21 protein-coding genes are annotated in these 24,240 nt (G+C 59.2%); 9 read left to right on the forward strand and 12 right to left on the reverse strand.

Annotation, left to right across the window (positions count from 1 at the left end):
* Positions 1–50: 50 nt before the first annotated feature.
* Complete coding sequence (locus HWE17_RS16115; protein ID WP_176389440.1) at positions 51–1,058, reverse strand: hypothetical protein; 1,008 nt, start codon at positions 1,056–1,058, stop codon at positions 51–53.
* Positions 1,059–1,180: 122 nt separating this feature from the next.
* On the opposite strand from HWE17_RS16115, the gene HWE17_RS16120 reads away from it, so the two are divergent.
* Entirely contained in the window at positions 1,181–1,324 is a 144-nt protein-coding gene (locus tag HWE17_RS16120; protein WP_161784189.1) for a hypothetical protein, read from the forward strand.
* Here HWE17_RS16120 and HWE17_RS16125 read toward each other — a convergent pair.
* The 6 genes from HWE17_RS16125 to dnaA all read right to left on the reverse strand — a co-directional run bounded on the left by HWE17_RS16125 (position 1,321) and on the right by dnaA (position 12,246).
* Positions 1,321–2,382 (reverse strand): GGDEF domain-containing protein, encoded by a 1,062-nt coding sequence (locus tag HWE17_RS16125; RefSeq protein WP_176389441.1) that lies wholly within the window; start codon positions 2,380–2,382, stop codon positions 1,321–1,323. The two genes, HWE17_RS16120 and HWE17_RS16125, sit on opposite strands and share 4 nt — an antisense overlap.
* Positions 2,383–2,591: 209 nt before the next feature.
* Positions 2,592–2,777: a hypothetical protein gene (locus HWE17_RS16130; RefSeq protein ID WP_176389442.1), complete on the reverse strand. Its 186-nt coding sequence runs from the start codon at positions 2,775–2,777 to the stop codon at positions 2,592–2,594.
* A gap of 241 nt (positions 2,778–3,018) precedes the next feature.
* A complete protein-coding gene (locus HWE17_RS16135) occupies positions 3,019–6,876 on the reverse strand; it encodes a DUF3427 domain-containing protein (protein ID WP_176389443.1) in 3,858 nt (1,285 codons plus the stop codon).
* 67 nt (positions 6,877–6,943) lie between these two features.
* Entirely contained in the window at positions 6,944–9,442 is a 2,499-nt protein-coding gene (gyrB, locus tag HWE17_RS16140; protein WP_035822927.1) for a DNA topoisomerase (ATP-hydrolyzing) subunit B, read from the reverse strand.
* Positions 9,443–9,595: 153 nt separating this feature from the next.
* Complete coding sequence (gene dnaN, locus HWE17_RS16145) at positions 9,596–10,702, reverse strand: DNA polymerase III subunit beta (protein WP_034754341.1); 1,107 nt, start codon at positions 10,700–10,702, stop codon at positions 9,596–9,598.
* A 149-nt stretch (positions 10,703–10,851) separates the two neighbouring features.
* The gene (gene dnaA, locus HWE17_RS16150; protein ID WP_034781304.1) at positions 10,852–12,246 is read right to left on the reverse strand and encodes a chromosomal replication initiator protein DnaA; all 1,395 of its coding nucleotides are present in this window, start codon (positions 12,244–12,246) and stop codon (positions 10,852–10,854) included.
* A 513-nt stretch (positions 12,247–12,759) separates the two neighbouring features.
* On the opposite strand from dnaA, the gene rpmH reads away from it, so the two are divergent.
* The 6 genes from rpmH (at position 12,760) to HWE17_RS16180 (ending at position 17,110) form a co-directional block, all read left to right on the forward strand.
* Positions 12,760–12,894, forward strand: a complete 135-nt coding sequence (gene rpmH, locus HWE17_RS16155; protein WP_010401996.1) for a 50S ribosomal protein L34 — start codon at positions 12,760–12,762, stop codon at positions 12,892–12,894.
* A gap of 23 nt (positions 12,895–12,917) precedes the next feature.
* A complete protein-coding gene (rnpA, locus tag HWE17_RS16160) occupies positions 12,918–13,355 on the forward strand; it encodes a ribonuclease P protein component (protein ID WP_176389458.1) in 438 nt (145 codons plus the stop codon).
* Complete coding sequence (gene yidD / locus HWE17_RS16165) at positions 13,352–13,612, forward strand: membrane protein insertion efficiency factor YidD (RefSeq protein ID WP_034754335.1); 261 nt, start codon at positions 13,352–13,354, stop codon at positions 13,610–13,612. Before rnpA ends, yidD begins: the two co-directional genes overlap by 4 nt.
* Positions 13,613–13,623: 11 nt before the next feature.
* A complete protein-coding gene (gene yidC, locus HWE17_RS16170; protein WP_176389444.1) occupies positions 13,624–15,360 on the forward strand; it encodes a membrane protein insertase YidC in 1,737 nt (578 codons plus the stop codon).
* A gap of 61 nt (positions 15,361–15,421) precedes the next feature.
* Positions 15,422–16,801, forward strand: coding sequence for a tRNA uridine-5-carboxymethylaminomethyl(34) synthesis GTPase MnmE (gene mnmE, locus HWE17_RS16175; RefSeq protein WP_035822920.1), 1,380 nt, complete (start codon positions 15,422–15,424; stop codon positions 16,799–16,801).
* Positions 16,802–16,810: 9 nt separating this feature from the next.
* On the forward strand, positions 16,811–17,110 hold the full coding sequence (locus HWE17_RS16180) for a hypothetical protein (protein WP_099403799.1): 300 nt from the start codon (positions 16,811–16,813) through the stop codon (positions 17,108–17,110).
* 92 nt (positions 17,111–17,202) lie between these two features.
* Here HWE17_RS16180 and HWE17_RS16185 read toward each other — a convergent pair whose 3' ends face one another.
* The gene (locus tag HWE17_RS16185) at positions 17,203–18,900 is read right to left on the reverse strand and encodes a M1 family metallopeptidase (protein ID WP_176389445.1); all 1,698 of its coding nucleotides are present in this window, start codon (positions 18,898–18,900) and stop codon (positions 17,203–17,205) included.
* Between the two features lie 179 nt (positions 18,901–19,079).
* Here HWE17_RS16185 and HWE17_RS16190 point away from each other — a divergent pair, with 179 nt between their 5' ends.
* Positions 19,080–19,280 carry a hypothetical protein gene (locus tag HWE17_RS16190; protein ID WP_096238196.1) on the forward strand — a complete coding sequence of 67 codons (201 nt, stop codon included), beginning with the start codon at positions 19,080–19,082 and terminating at the stop codon, positions 19,278–19,280.
* Between the two features lie 18 nt (positions 19,281–19,298).
* On the opposite strand, the gene HWE17_RS16195 is transcribed toward HWE17_RS16190, so the two are convergent.
* Positions 19,299–19,934, reverse strand: a complete 636-nt coding sequence (locus HWE17_RS16195) for an Hpt domain-containing protein (protein ID WP_176389446.1) — start codon at positions 19,932–19,934, stop codon at positions 19,299–19,301.
* A gap of 108 nt (positions 19,935–20,042) precedes the next feature.
* Positions 20,043–20,996 carry a CAP domain-containing protein gene (locus HWE17_RS16200; RefSeq protein WP_217916801.1) on the reverse strand — a complete coding sequence of 318 codons (954 nt, stop codon included), beginning with the start codon at positions 20,994–20,996 and terminating at the stop codon, positions 20,043–20,045.
* Between the two features lie 270 nt (positions 20,997–21,266).
* Here HWE17_RS16200 and pssA point away from each other — a divergent pair, with 270 nt between their 5' ends.
* The gene (gene pssA / locus HWE17_RS16205) at positions 21,267–22,007 is read left to right on the forward strand and encodes a CDP-diacylglycerol--serine O-phosphatidyltransferase (RefSeq protein WP_225243950.1); all 741 of its coding nucleotides are present in this window, start codon (positions 21,267–21,269) and stop codon (positions 22,005–22,007) included.
* Here pssA and HWE17_RS16210 read toward each other — a convergent pair.
* Positions 22,004–22,930 carry an aldo/keto reductase family oxidoreductase gene (locus HWE17_RS16210; protein ID WP_176389447.1) on the reverse strand — a complete coding sequence of 309 codons (927 nt, stop codon included), beginning with the start codon at positions 22,928–22,930 and terminating at the stop codon, positions 22,004–22,006. The genes pssA and HWE17_RS16210 overlap by 4 nt on opposite strands.
* A 147-nt stretch (positions 22,931–23,077) precedes the next feature.
* Positions 23,078–24,223 carry a D-alanyl-D-alanine carboxypeptidase family protein gene (locus tag HWE17_RS16215; protein ID WP_035822908.1) on the reverse strand — a complete coding sequence of 382 codons (1,146 nt, stop codon included), beginning with the start codon at positions 24,221–24,223 and terminating at the stop codon, positions 23,078–23,080.
* Positions 24,224–24,240: the final 17 nt, after the last annotated feature.

Below are 24,240 nucleotides of genomic sequence, written 5' to 3' on the forward strand. Positions count from 1 at the left end.
AAAATGCCATGCTCTTGTGCGTAATGGCAATGCTTTCCCTGCTCTTGCGCTTATTTTTCCCGCCAGCTGGCCACGGTGATGACGACGCCATCGTCCTTGTTGGGTTCGCGCAAGGTCACCGTGTAGCGGCCGCTGGCATCGCTACCGGTGAACACCACCTTGTCGTCATGGCCCTTCACTTGCGCGCCCTTGGCCAGTTTCGCGTAGGTGTTGAGCACCCAGTGGAAATCGGCATAGCTGCGCAAGGTGATGTCGGCATCGGGCATGGGTTCGTCGCCCGCCTCGGCCGCTTCCGTGGGCGTGCGCATGGGCAAACCGGCTAGGCCGGCCGGTGTGACGATTTTGCCGCCGCTGGAACTGCTGTTCAACTCCGCATTCGGCAGCAGCAGGTGCAGCAAGCTGGCGGGAAAGCCGGGCGGCACGTCGCGCGGCTCCCAGCCGGGCTGGTCGGGGCGGGTGGTGATGTATTCCACTGCTGCAATGCTTTGCCGCTGTTCCGGCGCAGCCTGTGCCAGCATGGCCGGCACTTGTCGCGCCCAGACCAGCAGCGGCGCGGCCGTCTCGTCCTCCGCGCCTGGCGGCAGGAGCAGGGTCAGCACGGCGTGCGTGGACGGCAGGCAGGCGGGGGCGGCATCGCCGGTGGCCTGGCAATGGCCGTTGACGAGGCCCAGCGCCAACAGCTTGCGTTGCGGATCGAACAGCATGGCGGCGCGCCATGCACCGTGCGTGCCGGCATCGATGGAGGCCAGCACCGAACGTCCGTCGGGCAGCATGGTGCGCGTGATGTCATCGAGTGAATGCATGCTGTCGAGCACTTGGCGCGCGATCAGGGTGTTGCCTTGTGTATAGCTGCCGCGCGCATAGCCGAGCAGCTTGAAGACGTCGGCGCGGATCTCCGGGTGCGCACTCAGGCGCAGCGGCGGCGACGGCACGGGCACGGTGGCAGCCACGAAGGCGGCATCTTCGGCAGAAATGCCTTGTGCCATGCTGGAAAGCGGCAAGCACAGGGCGGCGCACAGCGTCAGCATGCGCAGAGTGATTTTTCCTGGGGTGTTCAATGGCCATCCTTGTCGAGTCGCCATGCCGGACTGGTTGCCGGCATGCGCGGGCCGCGATCTTAGCATTTCAGGAATAAATCCCTTTCTGCTAAGCTTGGCTATTGAATCACTGTCCCGTTGCCATGGCCAAGATCACCATTTCCATCCTCAAGATCGGCGCCCTGGACAGCTGGGACGAGGTGGACCCCGAGCAGCGCGACCCGTGGAAGATGGCGCCGCAAGCTTTGCTGGCGCTGCTAGATGCCAAACCCGGCGGCAATGCCTAGGCGGCGTTGAGCACGTAGCGGTTCTTGCCGCTTTTCTTGGCCTGGTACAAGGACTCATCGGCGCGCCGGTAGCTGTGCGACAAGTCCGCTTCCTTGATCAGTTCCGCCATGCCGATGCTGACGGACACCTTGCGTTCCGGCACAAAGGCCGCCTCGACGCTGTCGACCAGTTGCGCGGCAAAGGCGCAGGCCGCGTTCTTTTCGCCCAGGTAAATCACGGCAAACTCCTCGCCACCCAGCCGGCCGCACAGGTGCTCGCCCGACAGTTCAGATATCACGTCGGCGATCTTTTTCAGTACCTCGTCGCCCACGTCATGGCCGCACACGTCGTTGATCTGCTTGAAGTCGTCGATGTCGATCATCAGGAAATACGCGGGCGTGCGCACCGTGCGCTGCAGGGCGCGGGCGCCTTGCGTAAACATGCGGCGGTTGTTAAGCCCGGTCAAGCCATCCTTGTAAGCCATCGTCGCCAGGTCGCGCTGGGCACGGTAGTTATGGATGCGCAAGACGAGAAAATAGATATTCAGCGCCAGGCCGATGATCACACTGATGGTGACGGCCAGCACGGGCCAATGCTGGTCTGCCTGGCCCGCATGCACGGGAAACTGCCCCAGCCCCAGAATGGCCCACACGCACAGCGACACGCCCAGGTAATACGCGATGCCGCTGAAAATGGGCGCCGTCGTCAGGGTGATCATCACACCCAGCGGCAACACCCAGAAAGCGGGATCGTCTGTGCCCAGCATCAGCACGCGAAAACTGAAAGCGATGAATAGCACGCTGATGGTGCCGCTGACGATGATGGCCTGCAAGGACTTCGCATACTTGGTCAACACCAGCCCGAGCACCATGCCCGTCACGCCCAGCGCCGCCTGCGCATGATCGAGCGAGGCGCGCGGCAAGGTCAGGCTGAACGTGACCAGCCAGCAAGCCAGGCCAAACGTCAGGATGGCTATCGAAATGAAATGCAGTTCCTTGAAAAAGCGCTGCTGCTGCTCCCGTTCTCCTGAAAAGAACAGGTAATAAAAGGCAGGAGACAGGCTGCGTGAAGTGAACATTGCATTTGTCCAGGCAGACAACACGCCTTGCGGCAGGGGCGCCTCCCGGCAACGGCAGGCGGTATGGCGCGCGCACAAAATAGTTGCGCTCAGGAACTAGTGTACTGGTTTCTTGGGGGGTGTGGGGGATTGAGGCGAGGAAAACGATGGGCAGTGTCCTGCTGCTGCCACAGTATGAAGGAAGGGCGCTTATTGCTCGATCAGTACAGTTATACCGAAGCCATGCTGACACCGCCAGCATCGTCGGCGTCTTGACGCGATGTTGGGCGGCAAGTTGGAACAAGTGTTGTAAACCTTTTGGGAAGTGCTGTTGCCGAAGGCGGCTTGATAGCGTCAACATAAAATAAGGATTTCATTATTTCATTTTTCACCTCAAGTTGAAATAATGCTTCCATTCATGTTAACTTCAGCGCACCTATGCAACGTGGACTCACAGGGATCTACACATCGACCATTGCCGGCGATATGGCGTGCCACGCCTCTGTGCCCTTGCCACTGCGCTTGCACTGGAACGCGGCAGCGTCGTTTTTCTTGACCAAGCGCGAATTGGAGCGGCACTGAGTGCACGTTCTTCTTTGGCAGTAGTAATTATTTTCTCTTTCGGTGTTAGCGTTCACGCTGCGATAGATCAGATGCTTATAGCGTAGCTAAGCTAAATAAGACACTCATCGGACTGCTGCCTGTGTGGCTCACGTAGCGTACTGCTCCATGATAAACGAAGGGCGCACCTTTGCCGTTGTGTAGCTTAGATTCACGCACAAACAGATGGATTGTGAGTCCTTTTTGCTCGTGCTCGATAATGTCTCGTCCTCTTTTGTTGCTCGGTGTTGTGGAATTTTGGCTTTGCCAATGAAAGGTGCTGTCATCGACCCAATGATCGACGTACCGATGATCTGCGGCCTTGCCTTGCTTATTCAGCGTTACCAGCAACACCATTGCGTTCTTGCTGGCCAGCGTCACATGCCCGACATTCCAATTACCGATGCTATAGGTTTCGCCAAATAACGGCGCAATATCCTCGCGCTTGAATGCCTGTCCGACGGCCAAATCGAGCGGACTGACAATGGTTTTGAAACGCGCCAAGGTGTGCATATCCTCGGTGGCATCCATGTCTTGATAGTCTGTATTCGTTGCCTGCAGCACATAGCCGCCGTCAGGTGTTTTGATGATATGGCGCAGTAAATACTGGAAGCCATCGCTAGACTCATCTTGACGCTCGATTGCCATCACCGAGCCAGTAATCGAGCCCGCATTGGTGGGCGTAATATGTTCCAGTAGCAGGTAGTCGCCATCTTGAATCGGGTGTTTTCCACCGTTCATGGAATTGCCCGATGCTCTGGCGATAAAGTGTCGATGCGGATCGATATTTCCGTAGCTGGTAGGCAGATTGCGGTACTCCTCCGCATCTACAGTCCCGGTCTTAAAGTGGCCGCAAGCGATTTTTAAATTTGGGAAATATGGCAGTGCCGTCAGATTGTTCGCCTTTTCGCTGCGAACAAACGGAATCACATTATTTGTTAAATCTGCTTGGATGCGACGGACTTCATAGGTGGCCAAGCGGTAATCAATAATCTCTTGCACCATCAGTTCGAAGTTCTCCCGATGGCCGTCATGAAGCTTAAAGACGGCTTCAAATCGCCCATCTTTCATCCGGAAATCGCTATTCTTACCAGTGCTATTGCCGCCTATCCAAGCGTTGATGGGATTGCTGCACCAGTAGCGCAGCCATGCTTCGCTTTGACCATTCCCTACGCGCAGTGGCTGCGGAAGATCTGCCAACAGCGCGCGTCGCCGTTGCAGCACTTGCCATGAGCGCTCAGCCAGAGCGGCTGCTGTCGGCGGCTTATGCCAACCATCGATTTCCTGTAATGCCTCAAGCAATACCATCTTGAAGCTCTTGTTCATCGCGGTTGTTTCCAGTTCGCGCAGGAAGCTGCGATGCTTGGCGGCGATGGCTTGCTCATCTGCGTCAAGATCATCCATGGCGTGGACGAGCGCGTACCAATCGCCGTACTCCTTACGCATGGCTGGCATGCTGGCGCCGGCTCGGTAAAACTCAGCCAAGGTCGGGCGCCGCCCGAAGCTGTCACGCAAGGCGATGTACTCGTTCTTCGTTCCTTCGCTATCCAACGATTTGAGAAACTCGATCAATTCCAAATCGTAGTTGACGAAGCATCCCTCTGGCAGATCAAGCTGATTCGCCTCTGCCTTGCGTGCGAAATCTGCTAATTTTTTATAGCTGGCATCGATCTCAAACAAGGCCTCGGGTTTATGCAGAAAGCTCTTGTGATTGCCGATAAAGTCCAAAATAACCAAGCGTTCCTTGCCTTCGCTTTTGCGCAAGCCTCGCCCCAATTGCTGGAGAAATAGGATTTTGGACTCGGTAGGGCGCAGCATCATGACCGTATCGATTGCCGGCAAATCCACGCCTTCGTTAAACAGATCAACAGAGAAGATCACTGCGAGCCGTCCGTCACGCAGGCGCTCCAGCGCATCGGCACGACTCAGCGGCGAACCGGCATACACGGCAGCACAAGCGATACCCGCTTTGGAAAACTGGGCAGTCATAAATTCGGCATGCGTGACCGAGACACAAAATGCCAGCGTGCGTTGCTGCTTATGCCGCTGCCACTCCGTCAGCGCATGCTTAGCACGAGCCAGCGTCGCTAATTTATTGCTCAGTTGCTCAAGAACGAAGCGCCCGCTGCGCCAAGGTATCTCGGTGTAATCGACGGAACTGTCGAAGATGCCATAATAGTGAAACGGTACCAAGAGCTTGGCTTGGATACCGGCAAATAGCCCCCGCGTGAACACCAGATTGTCATCGCATAGCGACAAGATATCGGACTGGTCTGAACGATCTGGCGTCGCCGTTAAACCCAGCAGAAAACGTGGTGAGAAATAGCCCAGTAAGCGTCGATAGGTGGGAGCGGCCGCATGATGGAATTCGTCAACGACGATATAGTCGAAATGCTCTGGCGAGTATCGCTCCAAATGGGCTTCTTTCCCCAACGTTTGGATCGAAGCGCATAAGATATCGGCCTCGCTGTCTCTGGTTTGAGCAGCGTAAAAGCCGACGCGTGCATCGGGGCGAATACGTAGGAAAGTTTCGGCGGCTTGATTCAAAATCTCCTCCCTGTGAGCGACAAACAACACCCGTCGCGCTCCGAGCTGTTTGGCATCGAAGGCGGCAAGCCATGTTTTTCCAAGGCCGGTTGCCAGCACGACTAAACCGCGTCGAAACCCTTCATCGCGTGTCGCTCTCAGAGCGAACAAGGCTTCGATCTGGACGGTAGTTGGAACAGGGGGCGCATCTTGTTCCAGGCTACCTGGAGCTACAGCCATCGGCAAGGGAACGCGGCGAGCATCGTACTGTGCGATCCACTCATCCGTTAGGGGAATGCAGCGAGGATGCACGAACAATTCTTCAAATCTGGCGCGCGCTTCAAGATAGCCATTGTCGCCCGGATAATCGATGCGATAGTTCCATTCCAAACCATTCGTGAGCGCTTGCCTGCTGATATTGCTGGAACCAATAAATGCCGTGCCGCTTAGAACACTCTGGTCATTGAGTTGAGCGAACAGATAGGCTTTGAGGTGAAAACTGCTGCCAGCCGATTGGTACACTTTGACCTGCGCCCCCTGGGCCTGCAGCAGCATCAACAAACGCAAGGCCTCGGTATCGGTCACGTCTAAATAATCGCTCGTCAGCACCCGTACACGCGCCGGCTGGCGATTCAATTCCTTGTCACCTTTGAGTGCGCTTTGCAGGTCTGGCAGCAGCAAGCGTAGTCCTGTCGTCTTAACGAAAGCAACAGCTAAATCGACCTCGGACGCTTGATTAATCGAACTGCTCAGGTGCGGCAAAAATGGATCGCTGCCACCCGTAATCAGATGATTTTGTGATGTGACTGCACGGCGCACGAGCGCGTTTAGCCATTGCTCTGTACGGCCGGGACGTTGGTCTATTGACTGCCAGCAAGCCATGGTGTCTACCTCGGGCAAGGCGGTAAACCATGTACGCAACTGCTGCTCTTCGACATCAGTAAAGTGACGCCCATCTTGAACACGTTCTCCCGTGCCTATTTTAAAACTGAGATAAAACACACCGCCGGGTTTCAGTGCATTCCACAGACAGGCAAGCGCAGCTGGTAATTTTGCTTTTTCAACATGCAGCAAGCTGGCGCATGCCCAAATGCCGTCATAGCACGCTTGCTCTTTGACATCGATAAAACTACGCACCTGAACCTGAATGCCAGTGTGTTCCTCTGCTAAACGCGCAAGCTCATGTGAGGCATCGAAAGCGGTAACGCGATAGCCTCTGTCCAAAAATACCTTGCTATCTCGCCCCGAGCCACAACCGGCATCCAAAACGTTTCCGCCTGCGCTCACTGCAGACAAAAATCGGTCATGTAATACCGACATATCGACGCTAATCGTATTAGCAAAGAAAGTCGTCGCGTTTTGATTATAGTAGCTCAGGGTAGATGTCATCGTGCTGTTCAGTCTGATCAAAAAAAAGGCGACACATAGTGTCGCCCGATATATCAAAAAATACTGTTTACACGTCAATATTCCCCGCCCGCAGCGCATTATTCTCAATAAACGCGCGGCGCGGCTCCACATCATCGCCCATCAGCGTGGTAAAGATCTGGTCCGCGGCAATCGCGTCTTCGATCTGTACCTTCAACAAGCGGCGTACGGTCGGGTCCATCGTCGTTTCCCACAGTTGATCCGGGTTCATTTCGCCCAGACCTTTGTAGCGCTGTTTCGAGACGGTGCGTTCGGCTTCGTCGCGCAGCCATTGCATGGCCTGGTGGAAGTCGACCACGGCGATTTCCTTGATGCGCTCGCCTTCGCCGCGGCGCACGAACGCGCCTTCGCCGATCAGGCCTTCGAAGGTGGCGGCGCCGCTGCTCAGCACGGCGTAGTCCGGGCCTTGCACGAAGTCGGCGTCGATGGCGCTGACTTTGATGTTGCCGTGGTGCATGCGCTCGATGCGCAGCATGTGTTTTTCCGACAGGTCGTCGGAACGCACGTGCACTTTCACCGCGCTGTCGTTGATGGCCGTCTGCAGGGCCAGGGCGGAGGTTTCCGCCAGGTCCAGGGTCGACAGGTCCAGCTGCACGCCCGTCATGATGGCCGTCAGGGCGGCGCGGTCGATGACGCGCGTAAGACGGGTCATGATGGTGTTCGACAAGTTGAACTTGCGCACCAGTTCCGTCAGCGTTTCGCCGGAAATGCCTTCCGCGCCGGTGCGCGGCACCAGCACGGCCGTGTTCAGCGCCACCGTCATCATGTAGCTCGCTTCTTCGGCGTCATCTTTCAGATAGCGCTCGTCGCGGCCGGCTTTGACTTTGTACAGCGGCGGTTGCGCGATGTAGATGTGGCCACGCTCGACCAGTTGCGGCATCTGACGGTAGAACAGGGTCAGCAGCAGGGTCCGGATGTGGGCGCCGTCGACGTCCGCATCGGTCATGATGATGATGCGGTGGTAGCGCAGTTTCTCGACGTTGAATTCATCCGGTCCGATCGAGGTGCCGAGCGTGGCGATCAGGGTGGTGATCTGCTCGGACGACAGCATTTTCTCGAAACGGGCTTTTTCCACGTTCAAGACTTTACCGCGCAGCGGCAGAATCGCCTGGAACTTGCGGTCGCGCCCCTGTTTTGCCGAGCCACCTGCCGAGTCACCCTCGACGATGTACAGTTCGCACAGGGCGGGGTCTTTTTCCTGGCAGTCGGCCAGCTTGGCCGACAGGCCCAGGCCGTCCATGATGCCTTTGCGGCGCGTCAAATCGCGGGCCTTGCGGGCCGCTTCACGGGCGCGCGCTGCTTCCACGATCTTGCCGCAAATGATCTTGGCGTCGTTCGGTTTTTCTTGCAGGTAATCAGCCAGGGTCTTGGCGACGATCTCTTCGACCGGGCCGCGCACTTCCGACGACACCAGCTTGTCTTTCGTTTGCGACGAGAATTTCGGTTCCGGCACTTTTACCGACAAGACGCAGGTCAAGCCTTCGCGCATGTCGTCGCCGCTGATTTCCACTTTCGCCTTCTTGGCGAACTCGTGTTCATCGATGTATTTGTTGATGACGCGTGTCATCGCTGCGCGCAGACCCGTCAGGTGGGTGCCGCCATCGCGTTGCGGGATGTTATTCGTGAAGCACAGTACTTGTTCATTGTAGGCATCGTTCCACTGCATCGACACGTCAACCGAGATGTTCGTTCCCTGGTCCGACAGGCGCTCGCCCGTGGCCTGGAAAATGGTCGGGTGCAAGACCGATTTGGCCTTGTTGATGTACTCGACGAAGCCGCGCGTGCCGCCTTCGAAGGCGAAGATTTCTTCCTTGCCCGTGCGCTGGTCGGACAATTTGATCTTGACGCCATTGTTCAGGAAGGACAGTTCGCGGATGCGCTTGGCCAGGATTTCATAGTGGAATTCCACGTGCGTGAAAATCTCTTCGTCGGCCCAGAAATGCACATCGGTGCCGCGCTTGTCCGTCTCGCCGATGACCTTGATCGGCGAGGTGGCGATGTCGCCCACCATGACGATCTGGCGGTCTTGCGGCACGCCGCGCACGAATTCCATGTGATGCACTTTGCCATCGCGGCGGATGGTCAGTTTCAGCAATTTCGACAGGCCATTGACGCAAGACACGCCCACGCCGTGCAAGCCGCCCGATACTTTATAGGAGTTCTGGTCGAACTTGCCGCCCGCGTGCAGCTCGGTCATGACGATTTCCGCCGCCGAACGCTTCGGATCGTGCTTGTCGTCCATTTTCAGGCCGGTTGGTACGCCGCGGCCATTGTCGGTGATCGAGATCGAATTGTCGCTGTGGATGGTGACGTTGATGTCGGTGCAGTGGCCGGCCAGCGATTCATCGATGGAGTTGTCCAGCACTTCGAAAACCAGATGGTGCAAGCCGGTGCCGTCCGAGGTGTCGCCAATGTACATGCCCGGGCGTTTGCGTACGGCTTCCAGGCCTTCCAGGATCTGGATGGAGGAGGCGCCGTATTCTTCCGTTTTGGCCTGGATCGGGGTGTCTTGTGGATTCTCGGACATGGACTGCTTTCTCAAATAACGATTGCTGATTGATTCGGGGCTGCTGGCTGATGACCGTAGGTCGGGTTAGCCGGAACGGCGTAACCCGACAGACGGCGATTCAGCATGTCGGATTACGCTGCGCTAATCCGACCTACATCACTGCTGTGGTCTTTAAATCCGCATCGGCATGACGACATACTTGAAGTCGGCATTGTCCGGGATGGAGATCAGGGCGGACGAGTTCGAATCACCGAGCGCGATGTTGACGTATTCGCATTTCAGGTTGTTCAGCACGTCCAGCAGATACGTCACGTTGAAGCCGATGTCGACGGAGTCGCCGCCGTAGTCGATTTCCAGCTCTTCGACGGCTTCTTCCTGGTCCGCATTGGTCGAGCTGATCTTCATGCTGCCCGGGGTGATGATGCAGCGCACGCCCTTGAACTTGTCGCTGGTCATGATGGCGGCACGTTGCAGCGAGCGCAGCAGTTCATCGCGGCCGATGGTGAAGTCGTTTTTGTAGCCTTTTGGAATCACGCGCGTGTAGTCGGGGAACTTGCCTTCCACCAGCTTCGAGATCAGCTCGATGTCGGCAAAGGTCAGTTTCACCTGGTTGGCGGCGATGTCCAGTTGCACCGGCTCATCGTTTTCTTCCAGCAGACGCTGCAGTTCGATGATGGTCTTGCGTGGAATAATCACTTCCTGGCGCGCGAAGGTCTGCTCGGTGGCGACCTGGCAAAACGCCAGACGGTGGCCGTCGGTGGCCACGGCGATGACATTATTGCCATCCAGAACCAGCAGCAAGCCGTTCAGGTAGTAGCGGATATCTTGCTGCGCCATCGAGAAATGCACCATGTTGAACAGGTGCTTCAGCGTTTTTTGCGGCAGGGTGACGGACGCGTTGTAGCTTTCCGCCTGTTGCACGGTCGGAAACTCTTCCGCCGCCAGGGTTTGCAGGGCGAAACGCGACTTGCCCGTTTGCACGGTCAGCCGCTTGTTCAGCAGGGTCATCGTGACGTCGCCCGACTCGGGCAGGGCGCGCAGGATGTCCAGCAGCTTGCGCGCGGCCACGGTGGTGCCGGTGACGTCCGCGCCGGAACCGATTTCCGCGTGCGTGGTGATCTGCACTTCGGTGTCGGTCGACAGGAAGGAGACATTTTCACCGTCTTTGCGGATGAGGATATTGGCCAGAATCGGCATAGTGTGCCGACGCTCGACAATACCGCTCACGATCTGCAGTGGCCGGAGAAGGGTATCTCGGGTGGTTTTGACCAATTGCATATTTATCCTCAATGTATAGGTTGAACAGTACGACGTTTAACGTATTAATTTAACAATTGTTGCCATGGGGAGCCCCGACAGACCGGCTGCGGCGCCCTCCCAGATGATAAGGGTAAAGCACGTTTTGAGCCAGTCTTGCCCAAGCGGCCTTAGCCTTTTAGTGTTTGCTCCAGCACATGCAATTCATGGTTGCATTCCGGGTTCTTGGTGCGGTCCAGTGCGATCTTGCGCACGGCATGCAGCACCGTGGTGTGGTCGCGGCCGCCGAACAGCTCGCCGATTTCCGGCAGGCTCTTCTGTGTCAATTCCTTGGCCAGGTACATGGCGATCTGGCGCGGCCGGGCGATATTCGCGGGGCGGCGCTTCGAATACATGTCGGCAACCTTGATATTGAAGAAGTCGGCCACGGTTTTCTGGATGTTTTCCACGGAAATCTGGCGGTTCTGCACCGACAGCAAGTCCTTCAGCGCTTCCTTGACGATATCGATGGTGATGTCTTTGCCATGGAAACGCGAATACGCGAGGATCTTGCGCAGCGCGCCTTCGAGCTCGCGCACGTTCGAGCGCAAATGCTTGGCGACAAAGAAAGCCACGTCGTCGGAGAAGGTCACGCCTTCCTGCTTGGCTTTTTTCAGCAAAATTGCCACGCGCATTTCCAGCTCCGGCGGTTCGATGGCCACCGTCAGGCCCGAGTCGAAGCGCGAGATCAAACGGTCGTCCATGCCCGTGATTTCCTTCGGATACGTATCCGAGGTGATGATGATCTGTTTCTTCGCGGCAATCAATGCCTCGAACGCATAGAAAAACTCTTCCTGCGTGCGGCTCTTGCCGCCAAAGAACTGGATATCATCGATCAGCAGCATGTCGAGCGAGTGATAGTAGTGCTTGAAGTCGTCGAAACCCTTGCGCTGGTAAGCGGTCACTACGTCGCGAACGTACTGTTCCGCGTGGATGTAGCGAATTTTTGCGCCCGGATTGTCGGCCATCACCTGGTTGCCGATGGCGTGGATCAAGTGGGTTTTACCGAGGCCGACGCCGCCATAGAAGAACAGCGGGTTATACGACACGCCCGGATTGTTCGCCACCTGGATGGCGGCGGCGCGTGCCAATTGGTTGGCCTTACCAGTCACGAAGCTGTCGAAGGTCAGGTCGGTGTTGATGCGGCTCTGCTCGCGGCGCGGCGCGGCACCAATGCTCAGTTCCGGCACGCTGGGCTGCGGCTCCGCGGCGCGCGCGCTGGGCGCGCCGCCATTCGGATCGCTGGCCGGGGTGCTGGCGGTGACGGGTTTCTTCGGCAGGGCCAGGCGCGGGTCGAGCACGAACTGCACTTCCGTCGGCGCTTCGAAGTACTGAATGGCCAGGGCAGTGATGCGGCTGGCGAACTGGGTCTTGACCCAATCGAGCTTGAAGCGATTGGGCGCAGCAATGCGCAGCTTGCCCTCTTCGTAATCGAGAGGGATAAGCGGTTTGATCCACGCACTGAATTGTTGCGGTGTCAGCTCCAGTTCCAACTGCGCGGAACAGGCCTGCCAGAAATTATCCATGTATGTCTATGTGAAAAGGTGTGGGAGGGCGTATCGATTCTGCCCTGCGTTCACCGTGTTGCAAGGCCGGCGTCGCGCGAGGGCTCGCCACACGTAACGCGCTATTCTACTCCCGACTGAGAAAGTTATCCACAGGCACGACGCTTATTTTTCTGTGGCGGGGTGGGGCGCCGTGTGCATAAGAGGCGACTTATCCCCCGGTTATCCCGTCACAGGCAGTGCTGGCGCGGCCTGTGGCGGGGCCTTGCAAGCAGATGGGGGCCGGCGCGCAAATTTCCAGACGATCACGGCAATCCTTGACAAGAGGGGGGCATATGCTGAATAATTCAGGGTTCCCCGCCCGTATTCCGTGTTTATTCATTTGGAACGACAATATGGACTAAGCGTGGATTAAGCGGGCGATGAGATTGGCCAGCTTGTGCCTTGGCATAAGTGCGCGATTGTCATTGGCACCAAAAACTGACGGGACGTCAGACCCGATTTTGCATTTTTTTTGTTTTTAGCGAGACCAACATGAAACGTACTTACCAACCTTCCGTCGTTCGCCGCAAGCGTACGCACGGCTTCCGCGCTCGTATGGCTACCCGTGGTGGCCGTGATGTGCTCAACGCACGTCGCGCAAAGGGCCGCAAACGTCTGGCCGTCTAGGCTTGTCGTTGACAGCTGATCGCGTGGCTAGCTGTACTCCAGTCGGCAATCAACGCGAAGGTTCACACGACTTCGCGCGCTTTCGGCGTATCGTTAAAACGGATGAATTTTCATCCGTTTTTCGTTTGCGCCCTTCGCAAAAAACAGCGCATTTTGTGCTGTACACCCGACACAATCAATTGCCGCATGCGCGGCTGGGCGTCGTTGTGGCCAAGCGTTTCGCGCCACGCGCGGCGACCCGCAACACGATCAAGCGCGTCACGCGCGAGCTGTTTCGCAACAGCGCGATGCCGCCGGTCGACTGCGTGGTGCGTTTGTCACGCGCCGTCAACAGCAAGGATGGCCCGGCCACCACGACCAAGCTCAAAGCCGAGCTGCGTGAGGAATTGAGCCGCCTGTTCGCGGCGCAAATCGCCGCCCAGGCCCGTTCTGTTGCTGCGCCACCACCATCCGCGCCATGAAAACCCTGCTGCTGTTCCTGCTGCGCGCTTATCAGTTGCTGATCAGCCCCATGCTGGGACAGAATTGCCGTTTCTATCCGAGCTGTTCGCATTACGCGATGGAAGCGCTGCGCGTGCACGGTACGGCCAAGGGCAGCCTGCTGGCTGCCAAGCGCCTGTGCCGTTGCCACCCCTGGAATGAAGGGGGCGTCGACCCGGTGCCGCCGGCCGATGGCAAACAATCTTCAACGACCGCTTGCGGTTGCAACCACTCCTGACAAATACCCTAATGGATATCAATAAACGTACCATCCTGTGGATCGTGTTTTCCGTCTCGCTGGTAATTCTCTGGAACGAATGGATGATCTCGAACGGCAAGCCGTCGATGTTCTCCGCGAACACGGAACAAACCGCCAAGGCGCCTGCGACCCCTGCCAAGACGGCTGCTCTGGCTGCCTCGGCTGCGGCAGGCGTGCCTGCCCTGCCGGGTGAGGCTGTCGATCCCGCCGCGTTCAAGCGCGAAGTGATTACCATCACCACCGACGTCATCAAGGTCGATATCGACACCCTGGGCGGCCAGGTCAAGCGTCTGGAATTGCTGAAATTCAAAGGCGCGGGTAATCCGGGCTGGTTTGGCGGCTGCTTCGGCCTGTTCAAATGGTGCCAGCCTGACGACGGCAAGCAAAACGAAGTGCTGTTCGACGAAGGCGCGAACCACACCTACCTGGCGCAATCGGGCCTGGTCGGCGGTCCCTTCCCTACCCACGCGAGCGGTTTCACCGTGCAGCCTGGCGTGCGTACTTTGGCCGACGGCAAACAGATTCAATTGGTGATGGAAGCGGTCGAAGGCGGCGTCAAGCTGACCAAGACGTTTACCTTCAAGCGCGGCGACTACGTGATCGACGTGCGCCACGACGTCTCCAACGTGGGCGCAGCCCCTGTCACGCCGCAGCTGTACCTGCAACTGACGCATGACGGCAACAAGCCGGTCGGCGATTCGTTCTTCAACAGCAGCTTCACGGGTCCGACCCTGTACACGCCGCAAGACAAGTACCAGAAGCTGACGTTCGAGAAAATCGAAAAAGCGGCTACGGAAGACGAGAAGAAGGGCAACGACAATGCCATGAAGGGCCTGCACCCGGCGACGGCGAATGGCGGCTGGTTTGCGATTTCGCAACACTTCTTCGTGTCCGCTTTCGTTCCGCCTGAGAACGCCAAGCGCGACATCTTCACGAAGAAGGTCGGCCCCAACCTGTACGCCATCGGCAACGTGCTGCCCCTGCCTACCCTGGCGCCAGGCGCCTCGGCCAGCATGGACAGCAAGCTGTACTCGGGTCCGCAAATCGCGCACCTGCTGGAAAACGTCTCGCCTGGCCTGGAACTGGTCAAGGATTATGGTTGGCTGACCATCATCGCCAAGCCGATGTTCTGGGTCATGGAACAGATCCACAGCGTGCTGGGTAACTGGGGCTGGACCATCATCGCCTTCACGATCCTGATCAAGCTGCTGTTCTTCCCTCTGTCGGCCGCCGGCTACCGCAGCATGGCCAAGATGAAACTGGTCACGCCGAAGATGCAAGCGATCCGCGAACGCTTCAAGGGCGATCCGCAAAAGATGAACCAGGCCACGATGGAGCTGTACAAGACGGAAAAGATCAATCCGCTGGGCGGCTGCCTGCCGATCCTGATCCAGATGCCCGTCTTTATCGCGCTGTACTGGGTCTTGAACGCGTCCGTGGAAATCCGCGGCGCGCCATGGATCGGCTGGATCACCGACCTGGCCCAGCATGACCCATGGTGCATCCTGCCCGTGCTGTACGCGATCTCGATGTTCATCACGACCAAGCTGAACCCGGCCCCGGCCGATCCGATGCAAGCGAAGATGATGCTGTTCATGCCACTGGCATTCTCGGTGATGTTCTTCTTCTTCCCGTCGGGCTTGGTACTCTACTGGGTCGTCAACAACGTCCTGTCGATCGGCCAGCAATGGGTGATCACCAAGAAATACGCGCCTGCCGTCAAGTAAGTCCGGCCAGCGAATCGAAAGCCCGCCGAGTGCGGGCTTTTTTTTAATCTACAATATCCCCATGAAACTCGACTCTTCCCCTATCGCCGCCATCGCCACCGCTCCGGGTCGTGGCGGCATCGGCGTGGTACGCGCCTCCGGCAAAAACCTCGCTCCGCTGATGACGGCCCTGTTCGGCGCGCAGCAACTCAAACCGCGCAACGCCACCTATCTGCCATTCACGGAAGCCGACGGCGCCATCATCGACCAGGGCATCGCCATCCACTTCAAGGGGCCGCATTCGTACACGGGCGAAGACGTGCTGGAATTGCAGGGCCATGGCGGCCCCATCGTGCTGCAACTGCTGCTGGCGCGCGTGCTGGAAGCGGGCCGTGACAGCGGCTTGCGCCTGGCCGAACCGGGCGAATTCACGCGCCGCGCGTTTTTGAATGACAAGCTTGACCTGGCGCAAGCCGAAGCTGTGGCCGACCTGATCGACGCCTCGACGGAAGCGGCGGCCAAGTCCGCTTCGCAATCGCTGTCGGGCGCGTTCTCGAACACCATCCACGCGCTGGTGGAACAGGTGACGGGACTGCGCATGCTGGTCGAAGCGACCCTGGATTTTCCGGAAGAAGAAATCGATTTCCTGGAAAAATCGAATGCGCGCGGTCAATTGAAAGCCGTCATCGAAGCATTAAACAAAGTGTTTGCGCAGGCGGCGCAGGGCGCGCTGCTGCGCGAAGGCTTGAATGTCGTGCTGGCGGGCCAGCCGAACGTGGGTAAATCGTCGCTGCTGAACGCGCTGGCGGGCGCCGACGTGGCGATCGTCACACCGATCGCCGGCACCACGCGCGACAAGGTCAGCGAAACCATCCAGATCGAAGGCATTCCACTCAACATCATCGACACGGCCGGCATCCGCAGCGCGGGCGACACCATCGACGCCGTCGAGCGCATCGGCATCGAGCGCACCTGGGGCGAGATCGGCAAGGCCGACGTGATCCTGCACCTGCTTGACGCCGACCACGGCCCCACGTTGGCCGACGAAACCATCGTCGCCGCCTTCCCCGAAGGCGTGCCCGTGGTGCGCGTGTGGAACAAGATCGATCTGTCCGGGCATAAACCCGGCGTCGACAGCATGCCGGACGCCACCCACGTGTATCTGTCGGCGCACGAGCACATCGGCATTGACCTGCTGCGCGCCGAGCTGCTGCGCATCGCCGGCTGGCAGCAGACGGGCGAATCGCTGTACCTGGCGCGCGAACGTCATCTGATCGCCTTGAAATCGGCCGGCAAGCACCTGGACATCGCGGCCGAACACGCTGCGCAGGACGACCAGTCGCTGGACCTGTTCGCCGAAGAACTGCGCCTGGCGCAGGTGCAGCTATCGAGCATCACGGGAGAATTCTCGCCTGACGATTTGCTGGGCGTGATTTTCAGCCGTTTCTGCATCGGCAAATAAGGAGGTTCGATGAAGCTGCTGCTTGCTCTGCTGTTCAGTTGCCTGCCCCTGCTGGCCGGTGCGCAGGAAAAGTTGCCGAAGGACGTGGCGCGGTTCGTCGAGAACGCCCAGATGTGCGAGCATTTTGCCGGCGAATGGGATGACAACGACAAGGCGCGCCAGCGCGAGATCACGCAAGCCGTGGCCAGTTCGTGCGGGCAGGCGCAGCGGCAGTGGAAGCGGCTGCGCGTGAAATATGCGCAGCAGCCGGCAATTCACAAAGTCATCGACGCGCATGCGAATGATGCGGTCAGGAGCTTTCGGAAATAAGTCCGAACCGTGAAAGACCGGGGGTCAGACCCTCAACACCGCTAACACAAAGGTCATTGCTAACGTGCGAGGGGGTCTGACCCCAGGTTTTGTTACCCCTTCTTCCCCTTCGCCTGTTCTTCCCTGAACTTCTGGAACGTCTCGATATGCTCGGCCTGGCGCAGCACGCGCGAGCGCGGGTCGAGCGTGTACGTGGCGCCAGCCGGCAGGGGCAGTTCGCCAAAGCCCAGCGACATGGGAACGGTATGGATTTCCTTGCCGATACGCACTTCCACCGGCATCGGGAAGGCGATGTCAGCCGGCGTCTTCCATACCAGGCGCAAGGTGTCGCCGTCACGCACGGCGGACAGTTCCGGCAATGCGGCCTGGTACAGATAGGCCTGGAAGAACCAGTCGTAATTGCTGCCCGTGACTTTGTTGACGATGGCCATGAATTCCGTCGTGCTGCCATAGCGCGGCTGGAACTGGCCCGGCTGCGGCTGTTCCGTGCCGTAGACGAGCAGGCGCACGGCGCGGAAGAAAGCGTCGTCGCCAATCAGGCCGCGCAAGGTGTGCAGCACCAGCGCCCCTTTCACATAAATATCGCCGCCCGGTCCGCCCTTTTTCAGGTCATACACTTCTTCCTCGGTTTTCGGCTTTCCCGAGACCATGGGCGCCTTGTTGACGATGCCGGCGCGCATTTGCTGCAATGAAGCGTAATACTCCTGTTCTCCCCGCAGATATTGCATGTACAGCGGCTGCATGTACGTGCCGAAGCCTTCGTGCAGCCACATGTCGTCCCAGTTGCTGTTGGTGAGCTGGTTGCCGAACCATTCATGCGCAAACTCATGCTGCAGCAGATCGTCGTAGCCATAGCTGGTCCTGGCGAATTTGTTGCCATAGGCATTGATGGTCTGGTGTTCCATGCCTTTGTGCGGCGTTTCGGCGATGCCGACTTTTTCATCGCCAAACGGGTAGGGGCCGATGACGCTTTCAAAAAAATCGAGCATGGGCGGCAATTCCGCGAACAGGGCGCCCGCCTTGGCCTCGCTTTCCGGCAGATACCAGAATTGCAGGGGGATGTGGTTGCCGTAGCGGCTCACGTACTCGCCCTGCAGGCTGCGGTAGGGCGCCACGTTGAGGGCGATGCCATACGTGCTCGGGTGTTTTGCACGCCAGTGCCAGGTGCGCCAGCCGTCGGCCTCATCCATGCCAAGCGCGATGCCGTTGCCGGCCACCACCAGCGGCGCCGGCACGATGATGTGCTGGTCGATCAGCTGTGCCTTGCCCATCGGATGGTCGATGCACGGCCAGAACAGGTCGCAGCCTTCGCCTTGCACGGCGCTGGCGATCCATGGCGCGCCAGCGGCCGTGCTCGACCACACCATGCCGCCATCCCACGGCGCTTTCACGGCGACGTGCGGCACGCCGTGGTAGACGATGCGGATGGTGGTGCGCGCGCCTGCCGCGAGGGTGGCGGGCAAGGTCATGCTCAGGCGTCCGTCCGGGTTGGCAAAGTCCTGCGGCGGCAGCGCCTTGCCGTCGATTTCGATGGCATCGACGGGCAGGTTGCGGTCCAGGTCCAGCGCGAAACGCGAGATCGGCTGCGTCGCCAGGAAGGTCAGGCGCGCGTCGCCAGCGATGCTGCGGCTGGCCGGGTCGATGCGCAAGGTCAGGTCGGCGTGTTCGAACACCACCGCCAATTGCTCCGGCGTGCGTTCGGCGCCCGAATTGAGGGTGTAGGCGGTGGGTGCGCGCGTGGCGCAGGCGCTAAGCAGCAAGCAGGAGAGCAGCAGGGGGATGTGTTTCATGGCGAAGGCGCAAGTGAACGGAACATTGATTGTAGTGTGAAGTGGCAACGTTGTCGTTTGGAAATTTTAAGGCGTCGATGGGGCAAGCGTGGCCGCCGTTGAGAAATGTCATGGGCTTCAAACGGTGCTGACGTAATCTTGCTGAGCGGCCTTGAAGTGCCGCTAGGAAAGGAAGCGCCATGGACAGCAAACAGCCCGATGTCGTGGAGTGCGAAGATGAGGTAGTGGCGCGGCCACTGCCGGCCATGCCGGAATTGATCGCCTCCTTGCCGCCGAAAGGCGCGTGCTGGTATTGCGACAAGCCGCTTGATGCCGTGCGCCGTTTCTGTTGCAAGAGTTGTGGCGTGGCGTATGCGGAAGAGGCGCAATACAACAGCTGAGTGGTAGCGGGCTGAGCGCTAGCGCCGCCGCAGCAGCGCCGCCAGTGCGCCGTCGAAATCGAACTCATGCGCAGCGGCCGCCACTTCCTGGTAGACGTGCACGCCCAGGCTGGCCGCGAGCAGGCTGGCCGAGTTTTCCAGGATGTCGATGGCCGCGCCGTCGCCTTCGCGCAGGTGGCTGGCCAGGCGCGCCAGCAGCAGCTGGATGGCGGGTGCGGCCGGATCGGGCGCCACGTCCTGCGCCGCCGTGTGGGTTGCCTCCGGCGTGCCCAGCATGCTGCTGACCGCGCCGAGCAATTGATCCTGGGCCAGTTCCAGCTGCAGCATCTGCCGGGCCAGGTCGGGCGCTTGCGCGCGCAGTGCGGACTCCAGGGTGGCCGCCAGGCCATGCACGTGGCGCGCGCCGATCATGCCGGCGGCGCCTTTTAATGTATGCGCCTTCAGGCGTGCGGAAGCGTAATTGCCCATGTCGAATTCGGCGCGGATCTGGCACGGCGTGGTGCCGTGGTCGTGCAGGAAGCGGCGCAGGATTTTCAGGTACAGGATGCGGTCGCCCATAATGCGGCCCAGTCCGTTCTCGACATCGAGAATCCGGACCATGTCGGATGCCGCAACGGCGGCATCATCATCGCAAGTGGCGTGTGGTTTCATCATGCCTGGTGTGCAGAGGGCCCCAAAACTTGTCAATTGCATTCATGCAATATCCGCTATTTTACATCCAGTTGCCCTCGCTACTGCGTCCGCTTGGCAGACGCTGCCAGACTAACGCGTCGTGAATGACCAGCTGCGCGTGACGTTCGCGCCATTGACTTTGCCGATGAAACTCACGTCATAGGTGGTGGCCGCCAGCAGGGGGGCCAGCGGGATGATGGCCGCCACCGAGCGCGATGTATTGATGGCATCGCTCTCCTTGCTGAGCAGGCGTACCGTCAGGTCCGCGCCGGCGCCACGCGGGCGCACGGTGAAGGTCGTCACGCTGAGGGTGGCGTCGAAATTCGCATGGACGCTGATCGGGTAGCCGACCACGTTCTGGTTGGGCACGGGATCGGGTTCTTCTTCATCGCTGGAGAAACTGGTGGCGACCTTGGTCTGCCCATTGAAAGGGTAGCTGACGATCTGTCCGGACGGCAAGCCGGGGCCGTAGCGGCTATTGCCGGCCAGATCGGTGGTGAAATAGGCATAGCCGCTGTTGTTGACGGCCGCACCGGCGCCACCTTCCTTGAAGATAGGTTCAAAGATGAGGAAGCGGTGATACACGGCCGTGATCAGGTTTTCCGCCATGTAGAAACCGGAGTTGGTCGCCACGCCCGCGATGACTTCGCCCCAGACGGACGTGACGCCATAGTTCGACGCAGTCAGACGGTCATACAATGTTTCGCCGGTAAAGCCGGGTTTGCCTTTAACTTGATTGTGCACCACCACATTATTGCTGTTCAGATAGTTGGAGTGGCCGAGTGCCGCGTTGTCGATCAGGCTATTGCGTACCAATGGCGCCAGGCCGATCTGGCTGCGCCGGTAATTTATCCAGTTGAAACCATCGGTGGCGATATTGTTGCTGACGACGGGAGCGCCCGGTTCCTGTATCAGCTGCCCGGCCGCGGTCGAGGTGCTCAGCGACGTCTTGTCGCCGCCATCGCCGCCACCGCAGGCGCTCAGCAGGGCTGCGCTCAGCAGGGCGGGTATCCAGTATTTCCAACGCAGTGACGAGGCAATCAAGTTGACTCCTGTATAGGTAGGCGGACAGCGGTGGGTGCCAGCGTGCTGCCCTGTGAAATGATTCTAAGGCATTTTTATATGCCGTAGAGCATCCATGACAAGATATGTCGCGCGCTCGTGCGCAGACGGTGCCGCAGCTGCGCAGGGTAGAATGAGCATAGTGCAGCGTTTGCCGCTGCGTAGCCTCATTACCGATTTCTTTGATTGCCCACAAATTTGAACACATTGCCCAAGTCGCGCCTGCAGCGCGCCAAGTACGCCTTGCCCAGCATGGTGACTTTGCTTTCGATAGCCTGCGGTTTTGCCAGCATCGTCATTTCCGTCGATAACGCGACTGTCGGCGACGCCGATGCCTACCGCCTGGCGGCCGCTTTGCTGGTGCTCGCCGGGGTATTTGACGCGCTCGACGGCTATGTCGCGCGCCTGACGAACACCAGCTCGCAGTTCGGCGTGCAGCTCGATTCCATCGCCGACGTGATGAATTTCGGCTGCGCCCCGGCCGTCCTGTTGTACTGCTATGGTTTTGTGCAGATGGGCGTGCACGATCCGCTGCTGCTGCGTTTTGGCGGCATGGCCAGCTTCTTCTTTGTGGCCTGCGGCGCCATGCGTCTGGCGCGTTTCAATGTGAATGTGGGGCGCACCGACCCCCTGTATTTCGTCGGCATGCCGATCACGGCCGGCGCCGCCTGCGTGGCGGCCGTGGTGGTGGCGTGGCCGGCGCCCATCGATTCCATGCTGCACAGCTATCTGCTGATGCTGCTGCTGGTCGGCGTGGGCAGCCTGATGGTGTCGACCTTGCGTTTCCCCAGCTCCAAGCAAAAGAAAAGCTTGGCCGCGCTGCTGGTGCTGATCGTCGCCATCGCCCTGCTGGTGTGGCTGAAGACCAGTTTCTTTGCGCTGTTCTTTGCCGTCTACATCGCCGCCACCCTGCTGCTGAACCTGGCGTGGTACCTGGGCTGGCGCGGTATTGCGCTGCCGCAGGTCTTCAACGATCCGGACGAGATAGATTAGGCTACCTCGTGCCCGCGCGCGGCGCGCAGGATGGCGAACCAGTCGCTGCGGCTGAGCGTAAACTGCGTGCCTTCCACGGCCACGCCCACGGCTTCGATGCGGCCCGTGCCCGTCAGCGGCAGGGGACGGCAAGGCAGTTGCATGATCCAGGCGAACACCACGCTGGCAAACGGACGCTGCAGCTGATCCGCGATCTGCTTGATGACATTGCGCAAGTTCTCCACATTCGCATCGCCGCCCTGGAACAGCCGGCCGCCCGCCAGCGGCGACCAGATCATCGGCGCCACGCCCACATCCTGCAAGCCGTCGAAGGTTTCGTCGAACAGGGGCGCCACGTGCAGCGGCGAAAACTCCACCTGGTTCGTCACCAGCGGGAAGCGCCGGTGCAGGCATTCGAACTGGTGGCGGCTGAAATTCGACACGCCAAAGTGCAGCACCTTGCCCGCCTGTTGCAGCTGAGTGAAGGCGCCGGCGATCTCGTCGAAATCCATCAGCGGGTCGGGACGGTGGATCAGCAGCAAGTCCAGGCGGTCCGTATGCAACTGGCGCAAGGTGTGCTCCACGGAACTGGTGATGTGGGCCGCGCTCGTGTCGTAATGCTGGATGGCATGGCCGGGGCGGTGCGGCGACAGCAGTTTGATGCCGCATTTGCTGACCAGTTCCATCTTGTCGCGCAAGCCCGGCTGCAAGGCCAGCGCTTCGCCGAACAGCCCTTCAGCGCTGTAATCGCCATAGATGTCGGCATGGTCGAAACTGGACACGCCCAGCGCCAGGCATTGCTCGATGAAAGCCAGGCGTTGCTGCGCCGACATATTCCACTCGCCGATGCGCCACATGCCGGCGACGATGCGCGACAGTTCGGGACCGTTGCTGCTCAAACGGCTGCGCGGCGCTTGCAGGCTGGCGGGAAATACATGGCTCATGGGCTGGCTTTCTGATGGTGGAGACGAAGGTGACGCCACGATTATAGCCAGCTACGCTACAGCATGCTGCGGAGAAAGCGGCGGCGAGACAGGCGAAAAAAATGCCCGCAGCATCTGCGGGCATTTTTCATGTGGTACGAGAAATAATTACTTCATCCACAGGCGCATCGAATCCCAGGCGCGGCCGAAGATCGTTGCCTGGTTGATGGTTTCCAGCGCCACGACAGGCAGTTCCAGCAGAACTTTGTCGTCGACCATCATTTTCAGCTTGCCGACCGGGGCGTTCTCAGCCAGTGGCGCGACCAGCGGGTCCTTGCGTTCCAGCACCGGTTTCATCTTGGCAGCCGTGCCTTTTGGTACGGTGACGAGCACATCGCGTGCGAAGCCGATTTTCACGGTGCCTTTCGAGCCCTTCCACACTTCCGGCGTGGCCACGGCCTGGCCTTTCGAGTACAGCTTGACCGTATCGAAGTTCTGGAAGCCCCAGTTCAGCAGCTTCTGGCTTTCCTGCGTGCGGGCCTGGTCCGACGTCGTGCCCAGCACCACGGAGATCAGGCGGCGCTCGCCGGTGCCGCCCGGACGGCGTGCCGAGGCGATCATGCAATAGCCAGCCGCTTCCGTGTGGCCCGTTTTCATGCCATCGACGGTTGGGTCCAGCCACAGCAGGCGGTTGCGGTTAGGCTGGGTGATCTTGTTGTACGTGAAGCTTTTCACGGAATCGATTTTGTAGAATTCCGGGTAATCGGCGATCACGCGCTTGGCCAGCACGGACAGGTCTTGCGCCGTGGAATAGTTATCGGGGCTAGGCAAGCCATGCGGATTGGCAAAACGCGTGTTTTTCAGGCCCATGCGCTGGGCTTCGCGGTTCATCAGCACGACGAACGTGCCTTCATCGCCAGCAACGGCTTCCGCCAGCGCCACGGCGGCGTCGTTACCCGATTGAATCATCAGGCCGTGCAGCAAGTCGTCGATCGAGACGGGGGTGGCCGGGTCGATGAACATCTTCGAGCTGCTCGAGTCGACCTTCCATGCGCGCACGGACACGTTCACTTTTTGGTCCAGCGCCAGTTTCTTTTCGCGGATGGCGGCAAACGTCAGGTAAGCCGTCATGATTTTGGTCAACGAAGCCGGCTCGATGCGGGCGTCCGGATCTTGCGAAGCAATGATCTGGCCGCTGGTGGCGTCAAGCAACAGCCAGGACTTGGCGGCGATGGTCGGGGCTGGAACGCTTTGGGCGTAGGCGGCGGAAAAGAAAAATACACTGGAGGCCAGTGCCGCTAAAAGTTTTTTCATGGAGGCTGGTCTGCGAG

It is taken from the genome of Janthinobacterium sp. BJB401 (assembly GCF_013372745.1).
Taxonomy (GTDB): domain Bacteria; phylum Pseudomonadota; class Gammaproteobacteria; order Burkholderiales; family Burkholderiaceae_D; genus Janthinobacterium; species Janthinobacterium rivuli.

What these genes read in the sequence shown, in the direction of transcription:
- HWE17_RS16120 (WP_161784189.1), top strand. Translation starts at nt 1,181, where the DNA reads ATGGCCAAGATCACCATTTCCATCCTCAAGATCGGCGCCCTGGACAGC.
- HWE17_RS16125 (WP_176389441.1), bottom strand. Translation starts at nt 2,382, where the DNA reads ATGTTCACTTCACGCAGCCTGTCTCCTGCCTTTTATTACCTGTTCTTT.
- HWE17_RS16130 (WP_176389442.1), bottom strand. Translation starts at nt 2,777, where the DNA reads ATGGAAGCATTATTTCAACTTGAGGTGAAAAATGAAATAATGAAATCC.
- HWE17_RS16135 (WP_176389443.1), bottom strand. Translation starts at nt 6,876, where the DNA reads ATGACATCTACCCTGAGCTACTATAATCAAAACGCGACGACTTTCTTT.
- gyrB (WP_035822927.1), bottom strand. Translation starts at nt 9,442, where the DNA reads ATGTCCGAGAATCCACAAGACACCCCGATCCAGGCCAAAACGGAAGAA.
- dnaN (WP_034754341.1), bottom strand. Translation starts at nt 10,702, where the DNA reads ATGCAATTGGTCAAAACCACCCGAGATACCCTTCTCCGGCCACTGCAG.
- dnaA (WP_034781304.1), bottom strand. Translation starts at nt 12,246, where the DNA reads ATGGATAATTTCTGGCAGGCCTGTTCCGCGCAGTTGGAACTGGAGCTG.
- rpmH (WP_010401996.1), top strand. Translation starts at nt 12,760, where the DNA reads ATGAAACGTACTTACCAACCTTCCGTCGTTCGCCGCAAGCGTACGCAC.
- yidD (WP_034754335.1), top strand. Translation starts at nt 13,352, where the DNA reads ATGAAAACCCTGCTGCTGTTCCTGCTGCGCGCTTATCAGTTGCTGATC.
- yidC (WP_176389444.1), top strand. Translation starts at nt 13,624, where the DNA reads ATGGATATCAATAAACGTACCATCCTGTGGATCGTGTTTTCCGTCTCG.
- mnmE (WP_035822920.1), top strand. Translation starts at nt 15,422, where the DNA reads ATGAAACTCGACTCTTCCCCTATCGCCGCCATCGCCACCGCTCCGGGT.
- HWE17_RS16180 (WP_099403799.1), top strand. Translation starts at nt 16,811, where the DNA reads ATGAAGCTGCTGCTTGCTCTGCTGTTCAGTTGCCTGCCCCTGCTGGCC.
- HWE17_RS16185 (WP_176389445.1), bottom strand. Translation starts at nt 18,900, where the DNA reads ATGAAACACATCCCCCTGCTGCTCTCCTGCTTGCTGCTTAGCGCCTGC.
- HWE17_RS16190 (WP_096238196.1), top strand. Translation starts at nt 19,080, where the DNA reads ATGGACAGCAAACAGCCCGATGTCGTGGAGTGCGAAGATGAGGTAGTG.
- HWE17_RS16195 (WP_176389446.1), bottom strand. Translation starts at nt 19,934, where the DNA reads ATGATGAAACCACACGCCACTTGCGATGATGATGCCGCCGTTGCGGCA.
- pssA (WP_225243950.1), top strand. Translation starts at nt 21,267, where the DNA reads ATGGTGACTTTGCTTTCGATAGCCTGCGGTTTTGCCAGCATCGTCATT.
- HWE17_RS16210 (WP_176389447.1), bottom strand. Translation starts at nt 22,930, where the DNA reads ATGAGCCATGTATTTCCCGCCAGCCTGCAAGCGCCGCGCAGCCGTTTG.
- HWE17_RS16215 (WP_035822908.1), bottom strand. Translation starts at nt 24,223, where the DNA reads ATGAAAAAACTTTTAGCGGCACTGGCCTCCAGTGTATTTTTCTTTTCC.